At 74.5% G+C, this 19,921-nt stretch carries 10 protein-coding genes; all 10 read left to right on the forward strand.

Annotated elements, in window-relative coordinates:
* Positions 1 to 140 precede the first annotated feature (140 nt).
* The 10 genes from ABZ449_RS35850 to ABZ449_RS35895 all read left to right on the forward strand — a co-directional run bounded on the left by ABZ449_RS35850 (position 141) and on the right by ABZ449_RS35895 (position 19,920).
* A complete protein-coding gene (locus ABZ449_RS35850) occupies positions 141 to 7,211 on the forward strand; it encodes an amino acid adenylation domain-containing protein (protein WP_360354507.1) in 7,071 nt (2,356 codons plus the stop codon).
* Between the two features lie 106 nt (positions 7,212 to 7,317).
* On the forward strand, positions 7,318 to 8,364 hold the full coding sequence (locus ABZ449_RS35855) for a class I SAM-dependent methyltransferase (RefSeq protein WP_360354510.1): 1,047 nt from the start codon (positions 7,318 to 7,320) through the stop codon (positions 8,362 to 8,364).
* Complete coding sequence (locus tag ABZ449_RS35860) at positions 8,364 to 9,395, forward strand: aminotransferase class I/II-fold pyridoxal phosphate-dependent enzyme (RefSeq protein ID WP_360354513.1); 1,032 nt, start codon at positions 8,364 to 8,366, stop codon at positions 9,393 to 9,395. Before ABZ449_RS35855 ends, ABZ449_RS35860 begins: the two co-directional genes overlap by 1 nt.
* A 163-nt stretch (positions 9,396 to 9,558) precedes the next feature.
* Positions 9,559 to 10,818, forward strand: coding sequence for an MFS transporter (locus ABZ449_RS35865; protein ID WP_360354516.1), 1,260 nt, complete (start codon positions 9,559 to 9,561; stop codon positions 10,816 to 10,818).
* 135 nt (positions 10,819 to 10,953) lie between these two features.
* On the forward strand, positions 10,954 to 12,051 hold the full coding sequence (gene hppD, locus ABZ449_RS35870) for a 4-hydroxyphenylpyruvate dioxygenase (RefSeq protein WP_360354519.1): 1,098 nt from the start codon (positions 10,954 to 10,956) through the stop codon (positions 12,049 to 12,051).
* A gap of 8 nt (positions 12,052 to 12,059) precedes the next feature.
* Positions 12,060 to 13,208 (forward strand): alpha-hydroxy acid oxidase, encoded by a 1,149-nt coding sequence (locus ABZ449_RS35875; RefSeq protein ID WP_360354522.1) that lies wholly within the window; start codon positions 12,060 to 12,062, stop codon positions 13,206 to 13,208.
* Positions 13,205 to 14,503, forward strand: a complete 1,299-nt coding sequence (locus tag ABZ449_RS35880) for a PLP-dependent aminotransferase family protein (protein ID WP_360354525.1) — start codon at positions 13,205 to 13,207, stop codon at positions 14,501 to 14,503. The genes ABZ449_RS35875 and ABZ449_RS35880 overlap by 4 nt, the downstream gene beginning before the upstream one ends.
* A gap of 164 nt (positions 14,504 to 14,667) precedes the next feature.
* Positions 14,668 to 15,726 carry a methyltransferase gene (locus ABZ449_RS35885; protein ID WP_360354527.1) on the forward strand — a complete coding sequence of 353 codons (1,059 nt, stop codon included), beginning with the start codon at positions 14,668 to 14,670 and terminating at the stop codon, positions 15,724 to 15,726.
* A 203-nt stretch (positions 15,727 to 15,929) separates the two neighbouring features.
* A complete protein-coding gene (locus tag ABZ449_RS35890) occupies positions 15,930 to 18,530 on the forward strand; it encodes a lantibiotic dehydratase (protein ID WP_360354530.1) in 2,601 nt (866 codons plus the stop codon).
* A gap of 49 nt (positions 18,531 to 18,579) precedes the next feature.
* A complete protein-coding gene (locus tag ABZ449_RS35895; protein ID WP_360354533.1) occupies positions 18,580 to 19,920 on the forward strand; it encodes a radical SAM protein in 1,341 nt (446 codons plus the stop codon).
* Position 19,921 lies beyond the last annotated feature (1 nt).

The raw sequence follows: 19,921 nt of genomic DNA on the forward strand, positions 1-19,921 counted from the left end.
TGTACGACTCCATCACCGAGGACATGGCGACCGGCCTGGAGTTCCATCGCAGCCGCCCCCGCCGCACGACCGCCCTGCCCCACCGGACAGAGCGGCCCCACCAGCCACAACAGCCGTACGTCGCCAGTCGGAGGCAGACCTTGATCCCGTTGTCGTTCGCCCAGCAGCGGCTCTGGTTCATCGAACAGTTCGAGGGACCGAGCGCCCTCTACAACACTCCGTTCGCCCTCCGGCTGACCGGCGAGCTCGACGCCGCCGCCCTCGAAGGGGCGCTCGGCGACGTGGTGGACCGCCACGAGGTGCTGCGCACCGTCTTCCCCACCACCGACGGCCAGCCCCACCAGCACATCCTCGCCGAGGGACGCCCGCCGCTGCACCTGGTCACGGTGGCCGACGAGGCCGAGCTGCACCCGCTGATGCACGAGGCCGCCGGGCAGGTCTTCGACCTCGCGGCCGACCTGCCCGTCCGGGCCTGGCTGTACGCCCTGCCGACGCCGGACGAGCACGTCCTGCTGCTGCTGACGCACCACATCGCCAGCGACGGCTGGTCCCTCGCCCCGCTCTTCCGCGACCTCGCCGAGGCGTACCGGGCCCGGCTGGCCGGCACCGAGCCGCAGTGGGAGCCGCTGCCGGTGCAGTACGCCGACTACACCCTCTGGCAGCGTGAGCTGCTCGGCGAGGAGGACGACCCGGAGAGCGTCGTCTCCCTGCAACTCGACCACTGGCGGCAGGAGTTGTCCGGCCTGCCGGAGGAGCTGGCGCTCCCCTACGACCGTCCGCGCCCGGCCGTGCCGAGCCGCCGCGGCGGCGCCGCCGACTTCGAGCTGGACGCCGAACTGCACGCCGCGCTCACCGAGTTGGCCTCCTCCCGGCACGCCAGCCTGTTCATGGCGCTGCAGGCCGCGGTCGCCGCCCTCTACACCCGCCTCGGCGCCGGCACCGACCTGCCGCTGGGCACCCCCGTCGCCGGCCGCACCGACGAGGCCCTCGACGACCTGGTCGGCTTCTTCGTCAACACCCTGCTGCTGCGCACCGACACCAGCGGCGACCCGACCTTCCAGGAGCTGCTCGACCGGGTCCGGCGCACCGACCTGGACGCCTACGACCACCAGGACATCCCCTTCGAGCGCCTGGTCGAACACCTCAACCCCACCCGCACCCCCGCCCGCCACCCGCTCTTCCAGACCGTCGTCACCCTGAACGCGGAGCGGGCCGGCGACCTCGCCTTCGGCGCCGCGGTGGGCACCCCGGTCGAGGTCGGCGAGGCACAGGCCCAGTTCGACCTCAACTTCAACTTCGTCGAGCGGCTCGCGCCCGACGGCGCCTGCCTGGGCGTGCGCGCCGCCGTCGACTACGCGGCCGACCTCTTCGACCACGCCACCGCCGTCTCCCTCGCCGAGCGGCTGGTGCGCGTGCTGCGCGCCGCCGTGGCCGCCCCGGACGCGCCGATCGGGGGCATCGAGATCCTCGCCCCGGCCGAGCGCGAGCAGCTGCTCACCGGCTGGAACGGGCCGGCCGTACCGGTCGCCGAGCAGAGCCTGCCCCGGCTGTTCGAGGCCCAGGCCGCCGCCACCCCCGACGCCCTCGCCCTGGTCTCCGACACCGAGCGGCTCGACTACGCCGAACTGAACGACCGCGCCAACCGGCTCGCCGCCCTGCTGCTGGAGCGCGGCCTGACCACCGAACAGCCGGTCGCGGTCCTGATGGAGCGCTCCGCCGGGCTGCTCACCGCCGTCCTCGCGATCGCCAAGGCGGGCGGCACCTACGTCCCGCTGGACGACCGCTACCCGCTGGACCGCCTCCAGCACATCCTGGCCGACACCCGCACCGGCCTGCTGCTCGTCGACCCGGCCCACCGGGGCCACCCGGTGCTCGCCACCGAGGACTTCGCCACCGTCGAGGTCACCGGGGCGCTGCTCGACCGGGCCCCGGCGGCGGGCAACCCGGCCGTGCCGGTCCTGCCCGGCCAGCTGGTCTACGTGATGTACACCTCGGGCTCGACCGGGGTGCCCAAGGGCGTCGCCGTCACCCACCGCAACGTGGTGGACCTGCTGGGCAACCCGCACTTCCGGGCCGGCCACCACGAGCGCGTGCTGCTGCACTCGCCCACCGCCTTCGACGCCTCCACCACCGAGATCTGGGCGCCGCTGGTCACCGGCGGGGCGATCGTGCTCGCCGAGCCCGGCGAGCTGGACATCCGCCGCCTCGCCGAGACCGTCACCACCCACCGGGTGACCCTGGTCCAGGCCCCGTCCGGCCTGCTGCGGCTGATGGCCGACGAGGACCCGGCCGCCTTCCGGAACGTCCGGCAGGTGTGGACCGGCGGCGACGTCGTCCCGCCGGAGTCCGTCCGCCGGATCCACCGGGCCTGCCCGGACACCGACGTGGTCGCGGTGTACGCCCCCACCGAGACCACCGCCATCAAGACCACCTTCACCATGGGCCCGGGCGAGCCCGTCCCCGCCGTGGTCCCGATCGGGCGAGCGCTGAACAACACCCGGCCGTACGTGCTGGACACCGCGCTGCGGCCGGTGCCGGTCGGCGTGGCCGGCGAGCTGTACATCGCCGGCGCCGGTCTGGCCCGCGGCTACGTCGGGCGCCCCGGCCTGACCTCCGAGCGCTTCGTCGCCTGCCCGTTCGGCGAGCCCGGCAGCCGGATGTACCGCACCGGCGACCTCGTCCGCTGGACCGCCGACGGCGTCCTGGAGTTCCTCGGCCGGGCCGACGACCAGGTCAAGATCCGCGGCTTCCGGATCGAACTCGGCGAGGTGGAGGGCGCGTTCACCGCCCTTCCGGCCGTCGGCCAGGCCTTCGCCGTGGTCCGCGAGGACCAGCCCGGCGACAAGCGCCTGGTGGTCTACGCCACCGGCGAGGGCGATCCCGCCGAACTGCGCGCCGCCGTCGCCGACAGCCTGCCCAGCTACATGCTCCCGGCCGCCGTGGTCGTGCTCGACGCCCTCCCGGTGACCGCCAACGGCAAGGTCGACCGCCGCGCCCTGCCCGCCCCCGACTGGGCCGGAGCCGCCGAGGGCCGCGCCCCGCGCACCGACACCGAGCGGGCGCTGTGCGAACTCTTCACCGACGTCCTCGGGTTGGACCGGATCGGGATCGACGACAGCTTCTTCGACCTGGGCGGCCACTCGCTGCTCGCCACCAAGCTGGTCAGCCGCGTCCGCACCGCGCTCGGCGCCGAACTGCCCGTCCGGGCGCTGTTCGACGCCCCCAGCGTGGCCGCGCTGGCCGCCGTCCTGCCCGCCCCGGGCGCCGCCCGGCCGGCCCTGCGGCCGGTCGAGCGGCCCGAGCGCGTGCCGCTCTCCCCCGCTCAGCAACGCCTCTGGTTCATCGACCAGTTCGAGGGCCCGAGCGCGCTCTACAACACCCCGTGCGCGATCCGGCTGACCGGCCCGGTCGACGCCACCGCCCTCCGTTCGGCGCTGGCGGACGTGCTCGACCGCCACGAGGTGCTGCGCACCGTCTACCCGACCACCGACGGACAGCCGCACCAGCTGCTCCTGGACCACCCCGAACTCCCGCTGCACACCACGCCGGTGGCCACCGAGGAGGAGCTCGCCACGGCGCTGGCCGAGGCCGGGGCGCACGTCTTCGACCTCGCCCGCGAGCTGCCGGTGCGCGCCACCCTGCTCTCGCTGCCCGGCGAGGAGCACGTCCTGCTGGTGCTCATGCACCACATCGCCACCGACGGCTGGTCCGTCGTCCCGCTGCTGCGCGACCTCGCCGAGGCGTACCGGGCCCGCCGCACCGGCGACGCCCCCGAGTGGCGGCCGCTTCCGGTCCAGTACGCCGACTACACCCTCTGGCAGCACGAACTGCTCGGCACCGACGAGCGGCCCAGCGCCCTGCTGACCGACCAACTCGCCTACTGGCAGCGCACCCTGGCCGACCTCCCGGAGGAGCTGACGCTCCCCTTCGACCGCCACCGCACCGCCGCCCCGAGCCGCCGGGGCGCCGCGGTGGAGCTCCGGATGGACGCCGGACTCCACGCCTCCCTCGTCGAGCTGGCGCAGCGCAGCCGGGCCAGCGTGTTCATGGTGATGCAGGCCGCGCTGGCCACCACGCTGAGCCGGATCGGCGCCGGCACCGACCTGCCGATCGGCACGGTGGTGGCCGGCCGCACCGACGAGGCGCTGGAGGACTTGGTCGGCTTCTTCGTCAACACCCTGGTGCTGCGCACCGACACCTCCGGCGACCCGAGCTTCCGGGAGCTGGTGGAGCGCGTCCGGGTCGCCACCCTGGACGCCTTCGAGAACCAGGACGTGCCCTTCGAGCGGCTGGTCGAACTGCTCAACCCGGTGCGCTCCACCGCCCGCCACCCGCTGTGCCAGGTGATGCTGACCTCCGGCGGCGACGCCGCGGAGATCAGCCTCGGCGGCCTGCCCGGCCGGGTCGAGCAACTCGACTCGGACCTCGCCAAGTTCGACCTGACCTTCGCCTTCAGCGAGAGCTTCGACGCGGCCGGCGCGCCCGCCGGGCTCGGCCTGACGGTGGAGTACGCCGTCGACCTGTTCGACCGGTCCACCGCCGAGGCGACGGCCGCCCGCCTCGAGCGCGCCCTGCGCGCGGTGCTGGCCGACCCGGACCAGTGCGTGAGCCGGGTCGAGGTGCTGGCGCCCGAGGAGCGCGAGCAGCTGCTCTCCGGCTGGAACGACACCCGGGAGGACCTCCCGCTCGCCACCTTCCCGGCGCTCTTCGAGGCGCGGGCCGCCGCCCGCCCGGACGCCGTCGCGCTCTCCTTCGGCTCCGAGCAGGTCACGTACGGCGAGCTGAACGAGCGCGCCAACCGCTTCGCCCGGCTGCTGATCGAGCACGGCGCGGGCCCCGAGCGGTTCGTCGCGATCGCCCTGGAGCGCTCGATCGAGCTGATCGTCGCCCAGCTCGCCGTGCTCAAGGCCGGCGCGGTCTTCCAGCCGCTGGACCCGCGCTACCCGGCCGACCGGATCGCCTACATGCTGGACGATGCCGCGCCCGCGCTGGTCCTCACCAGCAAGGCGCTGGCCGACGGCCTGCTCGCCGACAGCACCGTCCCACGACTGCTGATCGAGGACCTGGACGCCTCCGGCCACCCGGCGCACGACCTCACCGGCACCGCGACCACCCCGCACTCGGCCGCGTACGTCATCTACACCTCCGGCTCCACCGGCCGCCCCAAGGGCGTGGTGGTCACCCACACCGGCCTGGCCGCCATGGTGGAGAGCCAGCGCCGGGGCCTGGCCGTCACCCCCGACAGCCGGGTGCTGCTGTTCGCCTCGCCGTCCTTCGACGCGGCCGTCTGGGAGCTGGGCATGGCGCTGCTCACCGGCGCCCGGGCCGTCCTCGGCGACGCCGACCAGCTGCTGCCCGGCCCCTCGCTGACCGCCCTGATCGCCGAACAGGGCGTCACCCACCTGACGCTGCCGCCGACCGCGCTCGCCGTGCTGGCCCCGGACGCGCTGCCGCGGGGCGGCACCCTGGTGGTCGCCGGCGAGGCGTGCCCGCCGGACCTGGTCGAGCACTGGTCGGCCCGGATGCGGATGGTCAACGCCTACGGCCCGACCGAGTCGACCGTCTGCGCCAGCATGAGCGGCCCGCTCGACGGCCGGATCGCCCCGCCGATGGGACGGCCCGTGCTGGACACCCGGCTCTACGTCCTGGACGCGGCGCTCCAGCCCGTCCCGGCCGGGGTCGAGGGCGAGCTGTACATCGCGGGCGCCGGCCTGGCCCGCGGCTACCTCAACCGGCCGGGCCAGAGCGCCGAGCGCTTCGTCGCCGACCCGTACGGCGTCCCCGGCAGCCGGATGTACCGCTCGGGCGACCTGGTCCGCCGCCAGGCCGACGGCACGCTGGAGTACCTGGGCCGCACCGACCACCAGGTCAAGATCCGCGGCTTCCGGATCGAGCCCGGCGAGATCGAGGCCGTGCTCGCCCGGCACCCCTCCCTGGCCCAGGCGTTCGTGCTGGTCCGGGAGGACCGCCCGGGCGACCGCCGGCTGGTCGGCTACGCCGTCGCCCACCCCGGGCAGGCCGTCGACCAGGCCGCGCTGCGGGCCCACGTCGGCGCGTCCCTGCCGGACTACATGGTGCCCTCGGCGATCGTCGCCCTGGACGCCCTGCCGCTGACCGCCAACGGCAAGGTCGACCGCAAGGCCCTGCCGGCCCCCGACACCACCTGGCTCGGCTCCGGGCGGGCGCCCGCGACGCCCCAGGAGGAGCTGCTCTGCGGCCTGTTCGCCGATCTGCTGGGGCTGGAGAAGGTCGGCGTGGACGACAACTTCTTCGAACTGGGCGGGCACTCGCTGCTGGCCAGCCGCCTGGTCGCGGGCCTGCGCGAACTGGTCGGCGAGGACGAGGGGATCGGCGTCCGCACGCTGTTCGAGGCGCCGACCGTCGCCCGGCTGGCCGAGCGGCTCGCCCGGGGCCCGGCCGCCGAGAGCTTCCCCGTCCTGCTGCCGATCCGCACCCGCGGCTCGCGCCCGCCACTGTTCTGCGTCCACCCGGCCGCCGGCATCAGCTGGGTCTACACCGGCCTGCTGCGCCACCTCGACGCCGAGCAGCCGATCTACGGTCTCCAGGCGCCCGGCCTGGCCGACCCGACCGCGCACCCGGCCTCGGTCGAGGAGCTGGCCCGGACCTACCTCGCGCAGATCCGCACCGTCCGGCCCGAGGGTCCGTACGCCCTGCTCGGCTGGTCCTTCGGCGGCGCCGTCGCCCACGCGATCGCCGCGCTGCTGCGCGAACAGGGCGAGGAGGTCCGGCTGCTGGCCCTGCTGGACGCCTACCCGGGCACCGGCGAGCCGGGCCCCGAGCAGTGGCGGGACGACCCGGCGCAGCTCGCGGTGATCCTCGACTCGCTCGGCCACCCGGCCGGGGAGATCACCGCCTGGCCCGCGGACGAGGACGGCTACGCCGCGCTCGTCCGGGGCGAGGAGGGCCCGCTCGCCGGCCTCAGCGGCGCCGGGGTGGCCCGGGTGGTCTCGGTCTTCCAGTCCAACGCCGAGCTGTCCCACGCGCTCCCGCTGCCCGGCTACGACGGCGACGCGGTGTTCTTCACCGCCGCCAAGGACCGGCCGGCCGACGCCCCCGATCCGGAGAGCTGGCGCCCGTACCTGGGCGGACGGCTCGACGTCCACGAGGTGCCGAGCACCCACGGCGCGATGACGAGTTCCGAGGCGCTCGCCGTCATCGGCCCGGTGCTCGCCGCCCACCTGACTCCCTGACCCCTTCCCGACGCACCGACTTCCGACCCCTACCGACCGCAGGCGACCGACCTGCGCACACCACGCGGGCCGCACCCGGCCCGCCCACGGAGAAACGGACACCACCATGACCACTGCGGCCATCCCCGACGCCTGGCGCGGCATCACCCCGTCGCCGATCACCTCGACCGACGCCTACAACGGATTCATCGCCGCCAACGTGATCTTCGCGCTGGACCGGATCGGCCTGCTGGAGCAGATCGGGCGCGGCGAGGCCCTCTCGGCCGCCGAGGCCACCCCCCGGGACGGCGACGCCGCCCGCACCGGGGCCGTGCTGCGCGCCGCCGCCGACTACGGCTACCTCAAGGCCGACGGCGACGCCTTCCTGCCCACCGAGGCGGGCCTGGAGATCGCCGCCGCGCGCGGCTACTTCACCTGGGCCGTCGGCGGCTACCACGACGTGTTCGGCCGTGCCGGCCACCTGAGCGCCGGCACCCACCGCTACAACGAGGACGTCTTCCGCGACGAGGCGATGGTCGCCCTCGGCTCCGCCCAGTGCGACCAGTCGATGTTCGCCGCGCAGCTGACCGACGTGCTGAACGGCATCGACTTCCGCACCATCGCCGACCTGGGCTCCGGCACCTCCGCCCGGGTGCGCCGCGTGGTCTCGCAGCGCGAGGGCACCCGGGGCCTGGGCATCGACATCAGCCGCCCGGCCACCGACATCGCCCGCCGCGACATCGTCGAGGCCGGCATGCAGGACCGGGTCACCGCCGTCCGCGCGGACGTCCTGGGCCTGCTCGGCACCCAGATCGACAACGACGCCGAGGCCGCCGAGGTGGCCGAGGTCGACACCGTGATGAGCTTCTTCCTGCTGCACGACCTGCTGGCCGACCCGACCACCCGCTCCTCGATCTTCACCCGGATGCGGGAGGCCTTCCCGAAGGCCCGCACCTTCGTCCTCGGCGACACCATGCTGCGCGACCCGGGCACCTCCGACGGCGCCCAGCCGGTCTTCTCGGTCGGCTTCGAGCTGGCGCACGCGATGATGGGCGTCCCGCTGCACACCAAGGCCACCTACGAGACCCTCTTCACCGACGCCGGCCTGCGGATCGAGCGCGTCGAGGCGCTGGCCACCCCGCACTCCTGGCTCTACGTCCTCCAGGCCGACTGATGGCCGCCCCGTCGACCGCCAGATACCTGCTGGCACAGAACGAGCACCCGTACCCGCCGCTGCCGTCGGTGCTGGCCGCGCTGGCCGAGGCCAGTGCCGACCTGCACCGCTACCCGGCGTTCCGGCCGGAGCGGATCGCCGGGATCGTCGCCGACTGGCAGGGCGTCCCGGCCGGCCAGGTCGTGGTCGGCCACGGCTCGGCGGGTGTCGCGCTGGACCTCTTCCACTCGGTGGTCGAGCCCGGCGACAACGTGGTGCACTCGGAGCCCTGCTTCGACGCGTACCCGCTGTTCTGCGAGATCGCCCGGGCCGAGGCCCGGCCGGTCCCGCTCGGCCCCGACGCCCGGCACGACCTGGCGGCGATGGCCGAGCGGATGGACGGGCGCACCCGGATCGTCGTGCTGTGCAACCCGCACAACCCGACCGGCACGGTCTACTCCTGGGCCGAGCTGACGGAGTTCTTCCGCCGGGTGCCGTCCACCGCGCTGATCCTGCTCGACGAGGCCTACGTCGACTTCGCCCGGGACTGGCAGGCCCCGGACGTGCCGGCCCGGATCGCCGAGTGGCCCAACCTGGTGGTGCTGCGCACGCTGTCCAAGTCGCACGGCATCGCCGCGCTGCGGATCGGCTACGCGCTGGCGGAGGAGTCCGTGGCCCAGCGGGTGCGGGACCACCAGGTGCCGTACGCGGTGAACCGGCTCCAGGAGGCCGCCCTGGTCGCGGCCGTCGCCGCCGAGGACGAGGTGGCGCAGCGGATCGCCGAGATCGCCGCGGAGCGGGAGCGCACCGAGGCCGAACTGCTGCGGCTCGGCTGGACGGTGGCGCCCAGCGTCACCAACTTCCTGTGGGTCGACGCCCCCGGCGACCAGCTCCCGCTGCGCGCGGAGCTGGAGCGCCTGGGCGTGGCCGTCCGCTACTACCCCGGCCAGGGCATCCGGGTCGCCATCGGCGAGAAGGACGCCAACGACGCGGTGATCGAGGGCTTCGCCGCCGTCGCACCGCTCGCCCCGGCCCACCCCGTCGCGCCCTGACCGCCCGGCACCCTGACCACCCGGCGCCCTGAGCACCCCGCGTGCGTCAGGGCGCACCCCGGGCGGCCCCGCACCTCCGCACGGCCCCGCACCTCCGCACGGCCAGTGCCACCGCACACCCCCGCACACCCCGAAGCGCCGTCGGCGCAGCGAAGGAACCGCCATGCACCCGCTGTTGGCCCGCCCGGAGTTCCGGCGCTACCTCGCCGGGCAGACCCTGTCCGTCCTCGGTGACAGCGCCCTCTCCATCGCCCTCGGCATCTGGGCCAAGGTGCTGACCGGCAGCAACTCGGCCGCCGGTCTGGTGCTGTTCTGCTTCTCCGCGCCGCTGCTGCTGCTGCCGCTCGGCGGCCTGCTCGCCGACCGGGTCCGGCGCAAGCCGCTGCTGGTCGGGGTCAACCTGGCGGTGGCGGTGTCGCTGCTGCCGCTGCTGCTGGTCGACGGCCGGGACACGGTCTGGATCATCTACTGCACCGCCACGGTCTGCGGTCTGGCCGGGGCCGTCCTGGCCCCGGCCCAGAGCGCGCTGCTGCGCAGCATCCTGACGGAACGTCAGGACTTCGGCGCGGCGGCCGGACTGACCCAGAGCGCCCGGGCCGGCACCACGCTGGTGGCGCCGCTGCTCGGCTCCGGGCTCTACGGCTGGTTCGGCGGGCACGTGGTGGCCGTGGCCGACCTCGGCGTGCTGCTGCTGGCGGCGCTGAGCTTCCTCACCCTGCGGGTGCGGGAGGTCAAGCCGGAGCCCTCGGGCCTGCGGTGGCGCACCGAGGTGCTGGCGGGCTTCGTCCACCTGCGCTCCTCGGTCGGGCTGCGGCCGCTGGTGGTGGCCACCGCCGCCGCCGGCTTCGTGCTGAGCCTGCTCCAGCCGGTGCTGTTCGCGCTGACCCAGCACGGGCTGCACCGCTCGCCGCAGTTCCTGGGCGTGCTGGAGACCACCGAGGCGGTCGGCGCGCTGGTCGGCTCGGTGGTCGGCGGCCTGCTGATCGGCCGGCTCGGACCGCGTCGGACGGTCATGGCCGGGTCGGCGGTGTTCGGCCTCGGGACCGTCCTGCTGCTCACCCCGTCGCTGTACGTGGTGTCGGCCGGCCTGGTGATCGCGGGCGCGGGCATCCCGGCCGCCCTGGTCGGGCTCGCCACCGCCGCCCAGGCGTCCACCCCGCCGCAGCTGATGGGGCGCGCGCAGGCGGCCGTCAACCTCTCGCTCACCGCACCGCAGGCGCTGGCCGTCGGCGTCGGCTCCGGCCTGGTGGCCGCCCTGGACTTCCGGGTGGTGCTGGGCGTGATGGTGGTCGGCGCGCTGCTCTCGGCCGCCCACCTGATCGGCAAGCCGGAGGCCCCGACGGAGCCGCCGGAGGCCGAGGAGCAGGGCGAGGGCGACGGCCCGGCCGAGCCGGAGGACGCCAAGGACCTCCAGCCCACCTGACCGGCACCGGCGGCCCGCGTCCGCCCTGGACCCCGCCCGGAACGAACGTCCGCACCACCGCGCAACACCCGCACCGCACCGCACCCGCTCGCCCCTCAGCACCCTCCCGTTCCTCCTCACGAGAGAGTCCCTCAGATGACCGACCGTTCCTCTCCCGTCGCCACCCCGGTCCCCGTCGAACTGGACCACGTCGAGTTCTACGTGGCCGACCTGGCCGGCGAGACCGCCAAGCTGACCACGGAGTACGGCTTCGAGCTGCTCGTCCCGCCGACCGAGCGCGGCGAGAGCGCCGAGCGCTGCCTGTCCGCGCTGGTCGGCCAGTCCGGCATCCGGCTGCTGATCACCCAGCCGCTGGCGGCCGGCCACCCGGCCACCGGGTACCTGGAGCGCCACGGCGACGGCGTGGGCGCCCTCGGCCTGCGGGTGCCGGACGCCATCGACGCGTTCCGCACCCTGACCGCCCGCGGCGCCGCCTCCGTGCGCGAGCCGCAGGCCGCGGACGGCTGCGTCACCGCGGTGGTCGACGCCTTCGGCGACGTGGTGCACACGCTGGTCGAGCGCGGCCCCGGGGTTCCCGCCGGCCGCATCCCCGGCCTGCCGGACCCGGCCCCGCTGACCGGCGAGGGCGAGGTCGGCCTGCGCTCCGTCGACCACTTCGCCGTCCTGGTCCCGTTCGGCGAGCTGCGCAAGACCGAGCACCGCTACCGCGAGGTCTTCGGCTTCCGGACGATCTTCGAGGAGCGGGTCGAGGTCGGCGCGCTCGGCATGGACTCGGCCGTCGTGCAGAGCGCCGACCGCAGCGTCACCCTCACCCTGATCGAGCCGCTCACCGCCGACGCGGGCGGCCAGATCGCCTCCTTCCTGGCCGGCCACGGCGGCGCCGGGGTGCAGCACGTCGCCTTCGCGGCCGAGGACGCGGTGCACTCCGTGTCCACCATGGCCGAGCGCGGCGTGCCGTTCCTGCGCACCCCGCAGACCTACTACGACGCGCTGCCCGACCGTCTGACGCCGCTGAGGCACTCCTTCGAGCAGCTGCGCGAGCTGAACCTGCTGGTCGACCAGGACCACGACGGCCAGCTGTTCCAGATCTTCACCCGCTCCCAGCACCCGCGGAACACCTACTTCTTCGAGGTGATCGAGCGCATCCGGGCCCGCAACTTCGGCAGCAACAACATCCGCGCCCTCTACGAGGCCGTGGAGCTCCAGCGCAACGCCGGCGAAGTGGCCGGATGAGCGCGTCCGTGCGAAGCGTTCCACCGGTCGGCCCGGCCGACCCGGCCGACCGCCGCCCGGCGCTGTCCGTCGCGGAGTACGCCGACCGGGCCCGGGCCGTGCTCGCGCCCGAGGTCTGGGAGTGGCTGGAGGGCGGTGCCGAGCGCGAGCTGACCCTCGCCGCCAACCGGGCCGCCTTCGACCGGGTGGGCCTGGTGCCCCGGGTGCTGACCGACGTCAGCACCCGGGACACCGCCGCCACCCTGGTGCGCAGCCGGGCGGCCCTGCCGGTGGCGGTGGCGCCGGTGGCCTACCACCGGCTGTTCCACCCCGAGGGCGAGCTGGCCTCGGCCCGCGCCTGCGCCGCCGCGGGCGTGCCGTTCACCGTCGGCACGCTCAGCAGCGTCGGCTTCGAGGAGCTGGCGAGGACCGGCGCCACCCTCTGGTTCCAGCTGTACTGGCTGCGCGACCGCGACCGGCTGCTCGACCTGGTCAGGGCCGCCGAGGAGGCCGGCAGCGAGGCCCTGGTGGTCACCGCCGACGTGCCGTACATGGGCCGCCGGCTGCGTGACGCCAGGAACGCCTTCGCGCTGCCCGCCGACGTCCGCGCGGCGCTGCTGGAGGGCGGCGCCGCCGGGCGGGCGCACCGGTCCACCGCCGCCGTCTCGGCGGTGGCCGCGCACACCGCCGAACTGCTCTCCCCCGGCGTCACCTGGGCGGACCTGGAGTGGCTGCGCGGACGGACCGAACTGCCACTGGTGGTCAAGGGCGTGCTCGACCCGGCGGACGCGCGGCGGGCCGCCGGGATCGGCGCCGCGGCCGTGGTGGTCTCCAACCACGGCGGCCGCCAGCTGGACCGGGCCGTACCCGCGGTGACGGTCCTGCCGGCCGTCGCCGAGGCGCTGGCCGGCGAGGACTGCCAGGTGCTGATGGACAGCGGGGTGCGCGGCGGCTCGGACGTGCTCACCGCGCTGGCCCTCGGCGCGTCCGGGGTCCTGCTCGGGCGCCCGCTGATCTGGGGCCTCGCGGCCGGCGGCGAGGCGGGCTGCACCGAGGTCCTCGACCTGCTCGCCGCCGAGCTGCGGCACGCGCTCGGCCTCGCGGGCTGCGCCGACCTGCGGGCCGCCGCCGAACTGCGCACCACCACCCTGCCCCGCACCACCTGGAGCACCCCGTGACCACCATCGCCGCACCGCACGACCTGCTGTTGGCGGGCCTGCACACGTCCCTCGCCGACCCGGCGATGACCTCGATGAACCTGCTCAACGAGATCTCCATCCGCTACCCGGAGGCGGTCTCCTTCGCGGCCGGACGCCCGGCCGAGCAGTTCTTCGAGCTGGACGCCGTCCACCGCCACCTGGACCGCTACCTCGACCACCTGCGCACCGAGCGCGGGCTGAGCGAGGAGGCGGCCCGCCGGCAGGTGCTCCAGTACGGGCGGACCAAGGGGATCATCCACGACCTGATCGCCACCCACCTCGCGACGGACGAGGGCATCGAGGTGCCCGCCGAGTCGATCGTGGTGACGGTGGGCTGCCAGGAGGCGATGTTCCTGGTGCTGCGGGCGCTGCGCCGCGGCCCCGAGGACGTGGTGCTGGCCGTCTCCCCCACCTACGTGGGGCTGACCGGCGCGGCGCTGCTGGCCGACCTGCCGGTGCGCGCGGTGGCCGACGGCCCGGACGGCGTCGACCTCGCCGACCTGCGCCGCCAGTTGGCCTCGGCCCGGGCCGAGGGGCTGCGCCCGCGGGCGCTGTACCTGGTGCCCGACGTGGCCAACCCGAGCGGGGCCAGCCTGCCGCTGGAGCTGCGCCGGGAGCTGCTGGCACTGGCGGGGGAGGAGGACTTCCTGCTGCTGGAGGACAACCCGTACTGCGTCTTCGCCGGTGCCGAGCGGCTGCCGTCGCTCAAGGCGCTGGACACCGATCGGCGGGTGGTCCACCTCGGCTCCTTCGCCAAGACGGCCCTGCCGGGCGCCCGGGTCGGGTACGTGGTGGCGGACCAGCTGGTGGCGGACGGGCAGGGCGGCACCGCGCTGTTCGCCGACCTGCTCGGCATGATCAAGAGCATGACCACGGTGAACACCTCGCCGATCGCCCAGGCCGTGATCGGCGGCGCGCTGCTGGAGCACGGCCACAGCCTGCGGGCCGCCAACACCGAGGTGGCCGCGCTCTACCGGCGCAACCTCTCGCTGGTGCTGGAGGGCCTGGCCGAGCGCTTCCCGCCCGGCAGCGGGGTGACCTGGAACGAGCCGCGCGGCGGGTTCTTCCTGGTGCTCACGGTGCCGTGCGTGGTGGACGACGCGCTGCTGGAGCGCTCGGCCTCGCAGTACGGCGTGATCTGGACCCCGATGTCGCACTTCTACCCGGGAGCGGGCGGGGAGCACCAACTGCGGCTCTCCGTCAGCCAGGTCGACCCGGCCACCGTCGACCGGGGGCTGGACGCACTGGCCGCGCTGCTCGCCGCGCAGTCCTGACCTCCCCGGGCCGCCACGCGCGGCCCGACCCGCCCGGAAGGGGCGTCCCGCTCGGGGCGCCCCTTCCGGCGTTCGCGTCCCCCGGCCGGTGACGGTGCGCTTCGACCCGGCGACGCTGGGGCAGCATCCCGGCGCAGGCACACCGGCCCCACCGAGGAGGACACATGCCGTACGACGAGAACCGGCCCGCCGGCGACCGGTCACCGGCGGCCGCGGAGGAGGGGCTGCGCCGCTCGGCCGCCTTCCTCGTCGACGAGGCCCTCGGCTTCGTCTTCCCCGCGGCCCTGCGCGCCGCCGCCGACGTCGGGGTGGCCGACGCCCTCGCGGACGGCCCGGCCACCCCCGCCGAACTCGCCGCCGCCACCGGCACGGACGCCCGCAACCTGTACCGGGTGCTGCGCCTGCTCGCCACCCGGAACGTGGTGGCCGAGGACGAGCACGGCCGCTTCACGCTGACCGAGGCCGGGCAGGCGCTGCGCAGCGACGTCCCGTACTCGGCGCGCAGCGCGGTGCGGATGCTCACCGACCGCACCTTCTGGCGGCCGGCGGAGCGGATGGCGCACTGCCTCACCGAGGGCACCACGGCCTTCGACGCCGTCTTCGGCATGCCGTTCTTCGAGCACTTCGCGAAGGACGAGGAGACGGCCGCCGTCTTCCACGTCGGCATGGCGGCGATGTCCGACGCGGAGAACGCCGTCATCGCGGCCGCCTACGACTTCCCGGACGCCGGCACGGTGGTGGACGTCGGCGGCGGCCACGGCGGTCTGCTGCTGGAGGTGCTGCGCCGCAACCCCGCTCTGGAGGGCGTGCTCCAGGACCGCGCCCACGTTCTGGCCGGCCACCGGCTGGAGGGGGACAAGGAGGTCGCGGGCCGTTGGAGCACGGCGGAGGGCGACTTCTTCACCACCGTGCCCGCGGGTGACGTCCTGCTGCTCAAGCGGATCACCCACGACTGGGACGACGAGCAGTGCGTCACCCTGCTGGGCAACTGTCGGCGCGCCCTGCGCCCGGGCGGGCGGATCCTGGTCCTGGACGCGGTGGTCCCCCGGGACGACGCGCCGCACCAGGCCAAGACGCTGGACCTGCTGATGATGGCCTCGCTCACCGGCCGCGAGCGCACCGAGGCGGACTTCGTGGACCTGCTCGACCGGGCCGGACTGCGACTGTCCCGGATCCTGCGCGCGTCGGCGGTGCTGTCCGTGGTCGAGGCCGTTCCGGCCTGATTGATCGTCAAGTCCAGGTTCATTCCGGCCCATTGTTCCCATCCCAACGTCCGGCCCTTGCGGCACCACCTCGGGTTTTCGGTTGATGTCCAGTCAATCTTGGCCGGAAACCGGTGTGTTGACCTCATCGTTATTGAAAGACCCCTCGACAGGTTGCTATGGTCACGAACTGTCGTGATCAAGTCAGCCACAAGGGGGCGATCATGGACGAGCCACGGCAGCGCCCGGACGACGGCAGGCCCACGGGGAGCGGCGACCGCACCCCGCCGGCCACGGCGCGGAACGGCACCGGGTGGTCGCTCACCCCCGTCGCGATGCTGCGCCACGCGGGCTACCCGCTCTCACTGCTGGACCGCGTCGTCGACGGCCCGACCGCCCGGGCCGCCGACACCGTCCTCGCCCTGCGCGACGAAGCCGTCGAGCTGGGACGGGAGTTGAAGACCGCCCTGCGCGCGGAGCAGGCCGGCACCCGGGGCGACCTCGCCTCCGGCGTCGGCATGCTCCGCCCCTTCCCGCCCGCCGACCTCGCCCGACTCGAAGCCGAACTCGGCCCCGCCGCCCTGGACTCGGCCAAGCGCTACCAGGACGCGGTGCGGACCCTGGACGGCCACTGGACGGCGTTCGAGCGGGACCACGGCGCCGCCCTGGCCCGCGCCCGCCGGACCGTCGTGGACCTGTTCCGCGATCCCTCCCTCCAGCAGGTCCTGCTGCTGTCCAACGACGCCCGCTTCGAGGAGTTCACCGCCTGGATCGCCTCCGGCGGCGCCGGCTCCGACGGGCACGTCAAACGGATGACCGACCTGCTCGCCATGTACCTCCAGCGGGTCACCACCAAGAACGAGACCCACTCGCACTTCGGCCCCCTCGCCGTCGCCCGGGTGGCGCCGGAGGGCACCGCCGCCACCGGCGTCACCTGGTCCACCGGCCCGCTGCGCCGGATCGCCCTGCTCAGCCACTGGGCGGGCGAGGCGATGGCCGGGGTCCTCAGCGCCCGGCCGGAGGCCTTCGAGACGGTGCGCCCCCGCCGGCGCCCGCTCGCCTTCGCCGAGGGCCCCCTGGTCCGGCTGTACGCCTTCGAGAGCACCACCGGCATGCCGGACGGCTGGCGCTTCGTCGCGGTCGGGTCCGACACCTTCGACACCGGCCGCTCCTGGCTCTGGGAGCGCTGCGACGGGGAGCACACGGTGGCGCAGCTGCGCGCCGCCTGGGCCGAGCGCCCGGACCACCCGGCCGGCCGCGACTTCGACCGGGTGCTCGCCGAACTCATCGACCAGGACTGGCTGATCGGACGCTGGGAGATCCCGATCGGATCCACCGACGTGCTGCGCTCGCTCGCCGAACACCTCCCCGAGGGCTCCCCCGACCTCGCCGTGGTGCGCCGCTTCGAGGACGGGCTCCGCCGCTTCGCCGAAGGCTCGGCGGCCGGGCGCGCGGCCCTGCTCGGCGAGCTCAAGGAGGCCTTCGAGGAGGTCACCGGGACGGCGGCCAACCGCTCCGCGGGCCGGCACTACGCCGACCGCGCCATCCTCTACGAGGAGGCGTACAGCCCGGTCAGGGACGTCGTCCTCGGCCCCGACGTCACCGCGCTGGTCGGCCGCGAGCTGTCCGCGGTCTACGACCTGACGCTGCTCGTCCCCCGGCTGCGCGTGCGCCGCGAACTGGCGATCCTGCGGCGCTGGACGGCCCGGCGCTTCGGCCTCGGCACGCCCGTGCCGCTGCCGGACTTCTACGCCGCCTTCTTCGCCGACAAGCCGCTCCTGGCCGTGGAGTGCGAGGAGGTGGACCGGGAGATCGCGGCGCTGGACCGCGAGGTCGTCGCCCTGCTGCTGGACGGCGCCGAGGACGGCCGGGCCGAGAGCGTCGTCGACCGGGCCCGGCTGGAGGAACTGCTCGCCCGCCACCCGGACACCCCGCCCGCGCTGTGCAACCCGGACGTCATGCTCGCCGCACCGGACGCCGCCGCGATCGCGCGCGGAGACTTCCTCGCCGTCGTCGGCGACTGCCACGCCGTGCGCGAGGCGCTCACCCACTCCAGCTTCGCCCCGATGCTCCAGGCCGAGGCGCCGGAACTGCTGGACGAGATCCACGCCCGGTACCGGGGGCTGCTCGACGAGGACGAGGTGCTGGTCGACCTCTCCCGCTCGCACCCCGACAAGACCGGAGCCCAACTCACCTACCCCTGCCCGGACCTGGAGGTGTACGGGCTCTCCCCGAAGGCCCGCGGCGACGTCCTCCAGCCCGGCCGGCTGTACCTGGTGGCCACCGCCGACCGGGTGGAGCTGCGCGCCCACGGCCTGCCGGGCCGGCTGAAGCTGCTCGCCCCGCTGGCCGGCGGCCCGAGCATCCGCCAGGACCCGCTCTCCCCGTTCGCCTTCCCCCGGCACTTCGGCGGCGTCGGCGTCCGCGACCGGGACCGCGACCACGTGCCCCGCATCCGCTGCGGCCGGATCGTGCTGCACCGGGAGCGCTGGCGCATCCCCGCGGAGGCCCTGCGCGGCTGGAGCCCGGGCGTCCACCGGTCCAGGGGCGACGCCGCCGAGTTCGCCGCCGCCCGGAAGCTGCGCCGCGATCTCGGCCTGCCGCGCCACGGCTTCCTGAAGATCCCCGGCGAGCCGAAACCGGTCTACGTCGACTGGGAATCCCCCCTCATCGTCCGGCAGGTCTTCCGGCTCGCCCGGCGGACCGCCGCCCCCCTGGAGTTCAGCGAAATGCTCCCCGCCCCGGAGCACCTCTGGCTCGACATCGACGGAGAGCGTCACACCAGCGAGCTGCGCTGTGCGGTCTTCTCGCGCCGTCCCCACTGAGTGCTCCACGTCGAGGACCCCACGCCCTCACCGACCGAAGGCACCGCTCATGACCAAGAGCTGCATCGTCCAGTTGCCCTTCCCGTCCAGCCACGACCCCGACCCGAACCTGGCGCGCTACTACGACGACTACGACCGGCGCTTCCGGGCCCTGCTGCCGGAGTACTTCATCCCGACCGACGGCCTGTGGGAGATCCCGCTGTGGGTCGCCCACCTGACCGCCCTGCTGAACACCGCGGGCCTCGACTCCGTCTTCCGTGACCTCTCCAGGACCCCGGCCGAGCCGGAGCACTGCGCCGAGCCGCTGCTGGAGTCGACCGCCCCCGGCGACCTGGTCCTGATGTCCCCGCTCGCCCAGAACCTCCGCCTCGCGCTGGAGGTGGCCAAGCGGCTGGAGCACGCCGGGCGGCGCGTCGTCCTCGGCGGGAACATGGCCCCGCTCGCCCCGGACGGCGCCGTGCACGCCGTGCACCGCGGACAGCTCGACGCCGCCTTCGTGGGCCGGCTCGTCCAACTCGCCGCCGGCTCCGGCGGCACCCTGGAGAAGCCCCTGCTGCCCGGCCTGGTCTCCGACCGGATCACCTGGGCGCCGGACTACCGCCACCTCGGCGGCTACCAGGGCCGGGTCCCGCTGCTGCGGCTCAACGCCAGCCACGGCTGCCTGTACCAGTGCTCGTTCTGCGGAGACGCCTGGAGCAAGCAGCTCACCCTGGTCGCCAAGGACGCGCTCGCCCGCGAGGTGGACGAGCTCACCGCCCGGTTCCCCGACACCCGGCTCTTCTACATCGGCGACAAGACCTTCGGCCAGTCCCGCGAGGCCGTCGGCAACCTGCTGGACGTCTTCCGCGACCGCCCCGGCTACCGCTTCATCGTGCAGACCCACGTGATGCAGGTGAAGGAGTGGATCGTCGAGGCCATGCTCGAACTCGGCGTCGTCGCCGTGGAGCTCGGCTTCGAGTCGGCCGACTCGCAGATGCTCAAGCGCCTCAACAAGCTCTCCCGCGGCCTGGACGACTACACTTCGAAGATCCGTCAACTCAGCGACGCCGGGCTGAAGATCGTCCTCAACATGATGGGCGGCCTCGACGAGGAGACGGAGGCCGCGCACGGCCAGACCGTCGCCTGGATGCGGGAGAACGAATCGGCGCTGTGGCTCTTCAACCTCTACAACTTCGTCCCGTACCCGCTCACCCCGGACTTCCCCCGGCTGCGCGAGCGCATCTTCAACTGGGACTTCGCCGACTGGCGGGAGGACGCCCCGGTCGTCTACCGGCCCCGGCACCTGTCCCCCGAGGACAGCTGGGACCTGTTCCAGGAGAAGATCGCCGCCGCGCACGACGTCATCCGCGCCCCGCTGCCCGTCACCACGCCCGCCGCGCAGGAGAACTGAC

It is taken from the genome of Kitasatospora sp. NPDC005856, assembly GCF_040629945.1.
Taxonomy (GTDB): domain Bacteria; phylum Actinomycetota; class Actinomycetes; order Streptomycetales; family Streptomycetaceae; genus Kitasatospora.

Coding starts and splice junctions, on each gene's coding strand:
- ABZ449_RS35855 (WP_360354510.1), top strand. CDS start 7,318: ATGACCACTGCGGCCATCCCCGACGCCTGGCGCGGCATCACCCCGTCG.
- ABZ449_RS35860 (WP_360354513.1), top strand. CDS start 8,364: ATGGCCGCCCCGTCGACCGCCAGATACCTGCTGGCACAGAACGAGCAC.
- ABZ449_RS35865 (WP_360354516.1), top strand. CDS start 9,559: ATGCACCCGCTGTTGGCCCGCCCGGAGTTCCGGCGCTACCTCGCCGGG.
- hppD (WP_360354519.1), top strand. CDS start 10,954: ATGACCGACCGTTCCTCTCCCGTCGCCACCCCGGTCCCCGTCGAACTG.
- ABZ449_RS35885 (WP_360354527.1), top strand. CDS start 14,668: ATGCCGTACGACGAGAACCGGCCCGCCGGCGACCGGTCACCGGCGGCC.
- ABZ449_RS35890 (WP_360354530.1), top strand. CDS start 15,930: ATGGACGAGCCACGGCAGCGCCCGGACGACGGCAGGCCCACGGGGAGC.
- ABZ449_RS35895 (WP_360354533.1), top strand. CDS start 18,580: ATGACCAAGAGCTGCATCGTCCAGTTGCCCTTCCCGTCCAGCCACGAC.